Source organism: Povalibacter sp. (genome assembly GCF_036735925.1).
GTDB lineage: Bacteria > Pseudomonadota > Gammaproteobacteria > Steroidobacterales > Steroidobacteraceae > Steroidobacter.
This window is the reverse complement of the sequence record NZ_DAINNK010000086.1, coordinates 10,320-19,081: the sequence shown is the minus strand read 5'-3', so window position 1 is coordinate 19,081 and position 8,762 is coordinate 10,320. Positions and strand designations below refer to the sequence as shown.

At 64.5% G+C, this 8,762-nt stretch carries 10 protein-coding genes; 6 read left to right on the top strand and 4 right to left on the bottom strand.

Annotation, left to right across the window (positions count from 1 at the left end):
- Positions 1-1,817: choice-of-anchor I domain-containing protein (locus V7D81_RS19775; protein WP_324319504.1), on the bottom strand; the 1,817-nt coding region annotated here is incomplete at its 3' end.
- 230 nt (positions 1,818-2,047) lie between these two features.
- Between V7D81_RS19775 and V7D81_RS19770 the strand changes: the two genes are divergently transcribed.
- Positions 2,048-2,311 carry a hypothetical protein gene (locus V7D81_RS19770; RefSeq protein ID WP_324319502.1) on the top strand — a complete coding sequence of 88 codons (264 nt, stop codon included), beginning with the start codon at positions 2,048-2,050 and terminating at the stop codon, positions 2,309-2,311.
- Positions 2,312-2,492: 181 nt separating this feature from the next.
- On the opposite strand, the gene V7D81_RS19765 is transcribed toward V7D81_RS19770, so the two are convergent.
- Entirely contained in the window at positions 2,493-3,440 is a 948-nt protein-coding gene (locus tag V7D81_RS19765) for a response regulator (RefSeq protein ID WP_324319500.1), read from the bottom strand.
- A gap of 247 nt (positions 3,441-3,687) precedes the next feature.
- On the opposite strand from V7D81_RS19765, the gene V7D81_RS19760 reads away from it, so the two are divergent.
- The gene (locus V7D81_RS19760) at positions 3,688-4,023 is read left to right on the top strand and encodes a hypothetical protein (RefSeq protein ID WP_349257697.1); all 336 of its coding nucleotides are present in this window, start codon (positions 3,688-3,690) and stop codon (positions 4,021-4,023) included.
- Between the two features lie 133 nt (positions 4,024-4,156).
- A complete protein-coding gene (locus tag V7D81_RS19755; RefSeq protein WP_324319498.1) occupies positions 4,157-4,804 on the top strand; it encodes a DUF4124 domain-containing protein in 648 nt (215 codons plus the stop codon).
- A gap of 125 nt (positions 4,805-4,929) precedes the next feature.
- Here the strand turns inward: V7D81_RS19755 and V7D81_RS19750 are convergent, their stop codons facing one another.
- Entirely contained in the window at positions 4,930-5,481 is a 552-nt protein-coding gene (locus V7D81_RS19750) for an NADPH-dependent FMN reductase (RefSeq protein ID WP_324319496.1), read from the bottom strand.
- A 173-nt stretch (positions 5,482-5,654) separates the two neighbouring features.
- Positions 5,655-5,810 carry a hypothetical protein gene (locus tag V7D81_RS19745; protein ID WP_324319494.1) on the bottom strand — a complete coding sequence of 52 codons (156 nt, stop codon included), beginning with the start codon at positions 5,808-5,810 and terminating at the stop codon, positions 5,655-5,657.
- A gap of 449 nt (positions 5,811-6,259) precedes the next feature.
- Here V7D81_RS19745 and V7D81_RS19740 point away from each other — a divergent pair, with 449 nt between their 5' ends.
- The 3 genes from V7D81_RS19740 to V7D81_RS19730 form a co-directional block, all read left to right on the top strand.
- Positions 6,260-7,558: an Hsp70 family protein gene (locus V7D81_RS19740; RefSeq protein WP_324319492.1), complete on the top strand. Its 1,299-nt coding sequence runs from the start codon at positions 6,260-6,262 to the stop codon at positions 7,556-7,558.
- Between the two features lie 213 nt (positions 7,559-7,771).
- Positions 7,772-8,296 carry a MarR family winged helix-turn-helix transcriptional regulator gene (locus tag V7D81_RS19735; protein ID WP_324319490.1) on the top strand — a complete coding sequence of 175 codons (525 nt, stop codon included), beginning with the start codon at positions 7,772-7,774 and terminating at the stop codon, positions 8,294-8,296.
- The coding region (locus V7D81_RS19730) for a biotin/lipoyl-binding protein (protein ID WP_324319488.1) at positions 8,293-8,762 on the top strand (470 nt) is incomplete at its 3' end. The genes V7D81_RS19735 and V7D81_RS19730, both read left to right, overlap by 4 nt.

Below are 8,762 nucleotides of genomic sequence, written 5' to 3'. Positions count from 1 at the left end.
TCTTCCGGCACCGCGTCGTCGTCGCGTTCGAGCACCAGGAAGCCGCCGCCGGGAATCGCCGCCACATCGCCGATCTTGTCGGCGCGCGTGTCGTCGGCGCTGACCGCGGCGGGGTTGTCCATGATGTACAGGAACTGGCGGGTTGCGCGCGTCGCCGGATCGAATTCGACGATGCGCACGTTCTTCATGGCATTCAGCGCGCCATTGGCCAGCGTCGCCGGATTGCGGATCGGGCTCTGCACGAACGCATAGATCTTGCCGTCCTGGATCGCGATGCCTTCCATGCCGCGATTCTGGCGACGCTGCGCGATGACGGCCGGCAGCACTTCCGTGCCGTAAATGCCGGCGACGCCAGCGGCGGGCACCGCAGCGCCCGCCGCTGCATGCGTGCCGACCGGAATGAGCCGTTCGATCAGCCGGCCGGTCTTGCTGAAGTGATAGATGGCGGGGCGATATTCGTCGGCCATCCAGAACGAGCCGTCGGCATCGATGGCGATGCCTTCGAAATCGCCGCCCAGCGGATCGAGCGGCAGCGGCCGATCGCGCAGATCGACAGGCACTTCGTCGTTGTAGGGCTGATTGCCGTCCTGCGACAGCAGGATGTTCGACACGCCGGTGAGCAGGCGGCCGTTCGCGGCGCGCAGCGCAATCTGTTCGGTGAGTTCGAACCGGCCGTTGGCCGGATCGAGCGTGAAGCGCACCAGGTGCGGATTGAACTGCGGCAGCAGGAACGGGCGACGCACGCCGACCGGTTCGCCGTTGGGGCCGCGATCCGTGTGCGTGATGAACTTCAGCTTGCCGTCGCCGGTGACGCCTTCGAAGGCGAGGCCGGAGAATCCGCCGAGGGCGAGCTTCTGGCCTGCGGCGGTCGCACCGATCGACGGGCGATCCTTCCATTCATAGGTGGCCGTGGCGCGCGGTTCTTCGCTGTAGTCCTTGAAGCCGAGCGGGCGCAGCTTCGTGACCTGCGCGCGCTGGATATCGATCTCGGCGATGGCATTGTTTTCCTGCAGCGTCACGTACGCCTTGCGCGAGTCCTCCGAGACGGCGATGTACTCCGGCTCGAAGTCCTGGGCCGCGGTGGCGCCCGGGCCGTAGATGCGAATGCCCTGGCTGCGCAGTTCGGCTTCCTTGCCGTTGAACTGTTTGAACGATGCGGTGCGTACGTCAGAGTCCTTCAGCTTGCGCACCTGCTTTTCGTTCTTCGGCACCGGGATGATGCTGACGGAGCCTTCCGGATCGACCTGGCCGGCGCCGTAGCCGCTGGGCTCGGCTTCGTTGGCGACCAGCAGGTAGTTGCCGTCCGGCGTGAATGTGACCATGTCCGGCAGCGAGCCGACGCGCACGGAGGAAAGCAGTTTGCCGTCGGTGTCGTAGAACGCGACACGGCCCGGATCGGTCTTGTTCGGCTTGCTCTCGATGGCGATGGCGACGAGGCCGTCGTTGACGGCGACGCTGTTCGGCGCGCCGAAGATGGAGGTGTCGATCGTCGTCACTTTGCCCGGCGCGCGCGGATTGCGTGCGCTCAGCACGTCGACGGTCGAGGTCGCGGCGTTGACGACGAACAGGCGGCGTGACTTCGCGTCGTAGGCAACGATTTCCGCCGAGCCGGCTTCGCCCGCATCGTAGGTGCCGAGCGCCTTGAGCGTGATCGGCCCGCGGTCGTGGCAATCGCGCTCGTGGCCGTCGTGCCAGCCGTGGTCATGGCGATGGTCACGATCGCGGTCGCGGTCATGCGCAGTGGCGATGAAGGTCGCACCGGCGAGGACGAGGGCGATCGTGGCGCGCAAGGTGCGGCGGGCGAGGCGATGGGACATGGAAACCTCCGATGAGCTGCGGGCCGCCCGAGACGAACGCCTGGGCGTGTTCTGGTTGAGCCGCCATTACTAAGGGCACGCTGTTACAGAAATATGAAGTGAGCGCGACGCCGTCCGGTTCGCTCTCGCGCACATCGAAGGAGGTCTGACCAGAGGCTCAAGTTGCTGATTTTTGAAAGCGCAGGCTATTCTGCCGCGCGACCCGACCAGGACAACGAGAGGAAGAGCGCATGGCCAGGCGTCCCGGGAAGAAGACGGCAGTCAACGGCAAACTCACCGAACTCGAAGCGCGGCATCGGGAAGCGCGCGAGCGCCGGCAGTTCGCCAAGCGACAGGCCAAGGAAGCGCGGAAGCTGATGAAGCAGGCCAAGAAAGTGGCCAAGCGCGCCAAGCAGGAGCTGCAGGTCCTGAGCCGCAAGCTCAAGAAACTGCTGGCCAGGAAGGCGGCGCCGAAAGGCAGGCCGACAAAGACTGCCCGCAGGCGTCGCGCCTGAGCCGTCGCGAGCCGTCGCGCTTCTCCGCCCGACTGCTCGCAATTTGATCAATCCAACGCGCAGCGGGCGATTTCCCGCACGCCAGCAAAGTCAAGGTACGCTTTTCCCGGGCTTATCCACAGGCTCTGTGGATTATCGCGACGGCAGACGCGACACCGGTGACCAATCAACGGTCGGACCGTCAGGCGGCGTGGTCGCGTTGCACCTGGAAGATACCGGTGCGTGCATTGTCCTTGCCGCGACGATTGCGTTCGGCCTGGCCGAGAAATTCCAGTGCGGTCGGCGGCGCTTCGTTGCGCGAGATGGACGCGAGCCCGCAGCTCAGGCGCACTTCGCTCTGCGCGGACTCCGTGTTCCAGTGCACGAACGCATTACGAATGCGCTGTTCGACGGCAGGCCCGTCGATCGGCGAGCTTTCCGGCATCACCACCGCGAGCCGGCAGGTGTGCGCCGGCGCGGGCAGCCGGGTCACCCAGTCGAGTTTCGGACGGATCGCATCGTGGACGGCCTGCAGCAGGGCGTTCGAGGCCGACGCGCCGAGGTTCTGGCGTGCAAAGGCTTCATCGTCATCGGTCTCGAGGCTGGCGCTGAGAATCTGCAGCAGACCGCGCGTGCGGGCCGCCTGCGCGATCTCGGCGCGCAATCGTCCGACGAGATGACGGGCGGTGTGTGCGCCGTTCTCCAGATCGACGGTCGCCGGTTCATCGAGCCGACCGGTCCGCGACGAACGCCGGCGGCGCAGCGCGACCATGCCGGCTTCGGCCTTGCCGACGAGTTCGCCCGGAAAATTCTGCAGCAGCAGGTACTGATCGACGCCGGCGCAGTAACCGAGTTCATGGTCGCGCGCATCGGTGCTGCCGGTGAGCATGATGAGGTAGACCGGCGCGAGCGCGATGACGCGCAGGCGCGAGGCGAGTTCGATGCCGTCGAGCGTGGGAATGCTGCGGCTGAGCAGAACCAGCGGATACCAGTCGCGCGCAAAGACCGTCAGCGCTTCCGCACCATCGCTCGCCGTGGTGACCGTGAAACCCTGCAGCTTGAGCAGGGCGGCAGCCGACTCGCGCGTCGCCGGGTCGGCGTCGACGACGAGCGCGCGGCGGGGCAGAGTGTTGTCGGATGAGGTGCTCATGAGGCGTTGGCTGCTTTCTCGCCTTCTCTTTAACGGCCGGGGCGCCTCTCTCTGTACCCGACCGGCGGCAAACCGCCGCCTGTTGCGGTGCTTTGTGCGCTGGTGCACAGAACGGAACTCGGTCAGAGCGCTCGCCAAGGCAGGGTGATGCCCGTACATTCGTACGTCCCGCGCACACTATCGAAACCCAAGGAGTCAAGGATGACCAGGAGCAAAGCTGGAGTGGGCCGCTTTAAGGTCACAACTTGTGACCTTAAAGCGTGGCCGCGGGCAGCACCGAAAATATCTGCCCTACGCCTTTACCGAGCAGGGCGTGGCCATGTTGTCTTCCGTGCTCAAGAGCGAGCGCGCCATCACCGTCAATATCGAAATCATGCGGGCATTCGTGCAGATGCGTGAACTGCTCGCCTCCAACAAGGAACTCGCTCAGCAACTCAAGGACCTCGAAACGCTTATTACCCGCAAGCTCGCTACCCACGATCAGGCGATCACTGGAATTCTCAAAGCCATCCGCGAACTCATGCAGCCACCCGTGCCGAAGGGGCGACCCATCGGGTTCGTCGAATTGGAGGAAAAGAAGTAGCCCAGGATTGGCGAACTTCCAGGTGTGCGCTGGTGCACAAAACGAGATCCCCATGACCCAGTGCGGTCGGGATAGGCACGGCGCCTGCAGTAAGATCGGCGCCGTCGCGGATTGGATGTTTTCGGGAGTTTCGATGGGGCTGTCCTGGCGCACCCTGCTGGTTCTGAGCTTGCTGCTGGCATCCTCGCAGGTGCCGGCCCAGATCTACACGTGTACCGCGCCCGACGGTTCGAAGATCTTCTCCGACAAGCGCTGCGGCACGGACGCGAAGCTTGTCCAGGGCATCACCACGACGAAGCGTTCATCCAGTGCTGCCCCTCGTACGCCGGTGCCGCGGAAGTCCCCGGCCGAACTCGAAGCGCTGCTGCAGCAGTGCAATGCCGGCGACAACACGGCGTGCATGGCGTGGACCAAGGGCGGCGGTCCGGCCGAACTCAAGGCGCATGAGAAGGAATTGCAGGCGAGCTGCGAGTCGGGCTCGATCAGGGCCTGCGAGGAACGTTACTGCCGCGACGGCGCGACACAGGAGTGTCGCAACCGCGTCATGCAACTCGCCACGCTGTCCGGCGAGCGCTGGTATCTGCGCTTCCAGCAGAAGAACCAGGCGGACGGACCCACGACCTACTCGGTGCGCTGCCTCGACACCGCCCGGCGTTCATTGAAGGACGTGACGATTTCCTGTGCCGCGTCCGCCGGCCCCGAGCGTTGCCGCTCGGAAGTCGCGGAAGAGGCTTTCCCGCGCCTGGATGCCGCGGCGTCGAGTTCCTGCACGACGTTGTAAGCAAGAACAGGTACGCAAAAGGCACAGGGCGGAACGCAAAAGGCGCAGACGAAGAAGCGTCTTTTTTCAAGAACCTTTGTGCCTCTTGCGTTCCGCCTTGCGCTTTTTGCGTACCCATCTTCCTCTTAGCGGGTCTTCCCGATCCACTTCTCGAATTTCTCGCCGAAGCCGCGCAGGAATTTTTCCGTGTCGGGGTTCTTCACCTTGCCCGCGTCGTCGAGCAGGGTCGGCGCGTTGCCGATGTAGGCCTCCGGCTGCTGCAGCACCGGCATGTCGAGGAACACCAGCGACTGGCGCAGGTGGTGATTGGCGCCGAAGCCCGAAAGATTGCCCATCGAGAGGCTGACGATGGCGGCGGGTTTGCCCTGAAACACGCTCTTGCCGTAGGGGCGCGAAGCGACGTCGATGGCGTTCTTGAGCGCGCCGGGCACGGAGCGGTTGTACTCCGGCGTCACGAACAGCACGGCATCGGCCGGACGGACCTTGTCGCGGAACGCGGTCCACGCAGCCGGCGGCGAATCGGTTTCCAGATCCTGGTTGTAGAGCGGCAGGTCGCCGATGGGTACCTGTTCAAAGGTGAGTCCGGCAGGCGCGAGATCGGCAATCGCATTGGCGATTTTCCGGCTGAAAGAGTCCTTGCGCAGACTGCCAACGAGGACGGCAACTTTGTAAGGCATCGGGAGTCTCCTGCGGTCGATGGGTTGACGACACGTTAACCGCTCGACGCGCCCGGATCATTCGGGCGGCAGCGATAAGTGTCATTCGGTCAACGAATCAATCGGACTGCAGGGTTCCGCCGGAAAAAAAGCGCCGGCGCACGGCGTGGACGTGCACCGGCGAAGGGGGATGCCTACTGCAGCTGAGTGATCGTCACCGAGTAGCCGTTGTGCTCGGCCATCTTCGCGGCATACGAGGCTGCGAACAGGCTGCCGGCGACAATGACGGCCGACATCAGCAGGCACAGCGTGTTGCGGGTGCGGCGGCTGAATTCGGTGAAGGCGAACATGATTTGAATCTCCCTTTTCTCGCTGCGTTCCGCGGTATTGCGGGTTGCTGAAGCGTGGGAGAACAGTAGTCGCGACGTTCTTGCGAATCTGCACCCGGCCGGTCAGTTGCGGCGACCTGCCGGCAAGCGACTGCGGCCGCGGGCGGGAATCCGTTCACCGGTGGATTTGCCGGTGAATTCGCGCTGAAGAGGAAGATTTCATACGGAGATCGGAGAAGAAGATTTCCACGGGGAGAAGAAAGGGGAACACGGGGAACACGGGGATAAGAAATTTTCTGTTCCGAACCCCGTGTCCCCCGTGTTCCCCCTTCTTCCCCCGTGGAAATCTCTCTGTCTTTGTCTTGACCGCCGTGCTCTGCGTCGGTGTGAACCTTCTCTCTGGCGAAACCTGATTGACCCGAGCAGACAGCGCCTGTACTTTCCGCGGCCCGTTTTTCCCCGTGAATCCCATGCAGCCGCTGGCCGTCGGTGTCGATTTCGGCACCAGCAATACCGTCATTGCCGTCGTCGATCGGGAAGGCCGCTCGGCCGTGCTGCCCGTGCCGTCGCGTTCGGGGGTCGCGGCGGTGCTGCCATCCATCCTGTGTTTCCGGCCGAACGAGCAGAACGCACACGAGCGGCCGGTGAGCAGCGCCGGGGCGGATGCAATCGCCGACTACCTTGCGCGCACGGGGCCGGCGCGGCTGGTGCAGTCGATGAAGTCCTTTCTCGGCAGTCGCACCTTCACCGAGACGCGCATGTTCTCGCAGGTGTACGCGCTCGACGATCTGGTCGGTACGCTGCTGCGGCATCTGTACGAGGCGACGGCATCGCAGGCGGTCGTGACCGCGTTGCCGCTGGTTGCGGGGCGGCCGATCCGCTTTGCCGGCACCAATCCCGACGACGCACTCGCACAGACGCGCCTGTCGCAGGCATTCGAATTCGCCGGCAAGGCGCCGGATCGTTTCGGTCTCGAGCCCGAAGCCGCGGCGTATGCATTCGCGCGCAAGGTCAGCGGTCGGCATCTCGTGCTGGTCGCCGATCTGGGTGGCGGCACGAGCGACTTTTCCGTCGTCGAAGTGGCAGCGGGCGGAGTCCAGCCGAAGATTGCGCCGCTCGCGCAGACCGGCATCGGCATCGCCGGCGATCGTTTCGACTATCAGATCGTCTACAACGTCGTGTGTCCGGCGCTCGGCATGGGTTCGGAATTCCGCCCCGAAGCCAAGGCGCTGCCGATTCCGTTGTGGATCTACTCGAATTTTTCGAGCTGGCACCAGCTCTCGATGATGAACAACCGCCAGACGCTGCGACTCATCGGCGACATCCTCAAGACCGCCGACGATCGCGAGGCGTTCGAGGGACTGGTGCACGTGATCCGCAACGAGGAAGGCTTCTCGCTGTTCCAGGCCGTGTCGAGCGTGAAGCAGGCACTGACCTCGGCGGACGTCACGCAGTTGCGCTTCAAGGCCGGGCCGGTGGAAATCGACCGTGTCGTGTCGCGCAACGATTTCGAACGCTGGATCGCCGACGATCTCGCGGCGGTCGCTGCGACGGCCGATGAGGCGCTGACCATCGCGAACGTGAAAGCCGCAGACGTCACGCGCGTCTTCCTGACCGGCGGCAGCGCGCTGGTGCCCGCAGTGCGCGAGCTGTTCGCCCGCCGGTTCGGTGCGGAGAAACTCGTCGGCGGCGACGAGTTCTCGTCGGTCGCGCAGGGACTGGCGTTGATGGCAGCGGGGGAGGGTCAGGGCAGGAGCCTCCTACTGTAGGTCAGGCTTCAGCCTGACTGTTTTCAGGCCGGCTGAAGCCGGCCCCACAGGCAGAGCAAATCCTCAAGTCGGTGCCATTGGCCAAAGCCTGACCTGCAGCCCCTCCAATCCTGTCCTTCCCCCCTCTGCCCGGGACTCCGGTCACACATTACGGATTCGTAGGCTTCGATATAGTAACAACTGTTATTATCTCGTCCGGAGGGTAGCCGCCCAATGGACATCACCAGAAATTTCGGGTTCCTGATCAAGGACATCTCCCATCTGTACACGCGCCTGTTCCAGCAGCGCCTGCGTCACATGGACGTCACGCTGGATCAGTGCAAGGTGCTGGCGCGACTCGCGCGCAACGAGGGCATCAGTCAGGTGCGGCTGGCAGAACTCAGCGGCATCGAGCCGATGACGCTGGTGCGCATCCTCGATCGCATGGAAGGCGACGACTGGATCGAGCGCCGTCCGCATCCGACCGACCGGCGTGCGCGTCAGCTCTATCTGAAGCAGAAGGCGCAGCCCATCCTCGAACTGATCTGGAAGGAAAGCGATGCCGTGCGCGCGGAAGCGTTCGCCGGCTTCAAGGCGCAGGAGCGCAACCTGCTGATCGAACTGCTGAGTCGCGCGCACGACAACCTGATCGCGACGAAGGCCGATGAGGCTGCGCGCGCGGAGGAGCTCCCCGCATCGCGCGCCGCCGTTGCCCGTACTCCGAATTCCCGTGCCACCAAACCTAGATCCGCCCGATGAATGCTGCCGTTCAGCCGCAGGTCCTGCGCGAAGAAATCAGCCGCGACCCGCAGGAGAATTCTGCGCCCGTCATCGCACCGCGCAGCCGCCGCGAGCGCCTGCGCCTGCCGCTCATGCTGGGCGGTCCGCTGCTGGTGCTGCTGGTCGGCGGCTATTTCTATCTGTTCGGCGGCCGTTATCAGGACACCGACGATGCCTACGTGCGCGCCGGGCAGGTCAGCATCAGCGCCAATGTCGCGGGCCGCGTGACCGAACTGCGCGTGCACGACAACCAGCTCGTGCACGCGGGCGATGTGCTGTTCCGGCTCGATGCGCGCCCGTTCGAGATCGCCGTCGCCGAGGCGCAGGCGCAGCTCGGCAAGCAGAAGCTGCAGGTCGAATCGCTGCGCGCGATCTATCGCCAGCGCCAGGCGGATCTGGCCGCCGCGCGCGAGACGCTCGTCTACCGGCAGACGGAGTACGAACG

Coding starts and splice junctions, on each gene's coding strand:
- V7D81_RS19750 (WP_324319496.1), bottom strand. CDS start 5,481: ATGCCTTACAAAGTTGCCGTCCTCGTTGGCAGTCTGCGCAAGGACTCT.
- V7D81_RS19735 (WP_324319490.1), top strand. CDS start 7,772: ATGGACATCACCAGAAATTTCGGGTTCCTGATCAAGGACATCTCCCAT.
- V7D81_RS19755 (WP_324319498.1), top strand. CDS start 4,157: ATGGGGCTGTCCTGGCGCACCCTGCTGGTTCTGAGCTTGCTGCTGGCA.
- V7D81_RS19770 (WP_324319502.1), top strand. CDS start 2,048: ATGGCCAGGCGTCCCGGGAAGAAGACGGCAGTCAACGGCAAACTCACC.
- V7D81_RS19740 (WP_324319492.1), top strand. CDS start 6,260: ATGCAGCCGCTGGCCGTCGGTGTCGATTTCGGCACCAGCAATACCGTC.
- V7D81_RS19745 (WP_324319494.1), bottom strand. CDS start 5,810: ATGTTCGCCTTCACCGAATTCAGCCGCCGCACCCGCAACACGCTGTGC.
- V7D81_RS19765 (WP_324319500.1), bottom strand. CDS start 3,440: ATGAGCACCTCATCCGACAACACTCTGCCCCGCCGCGCGCTCGTCGTC.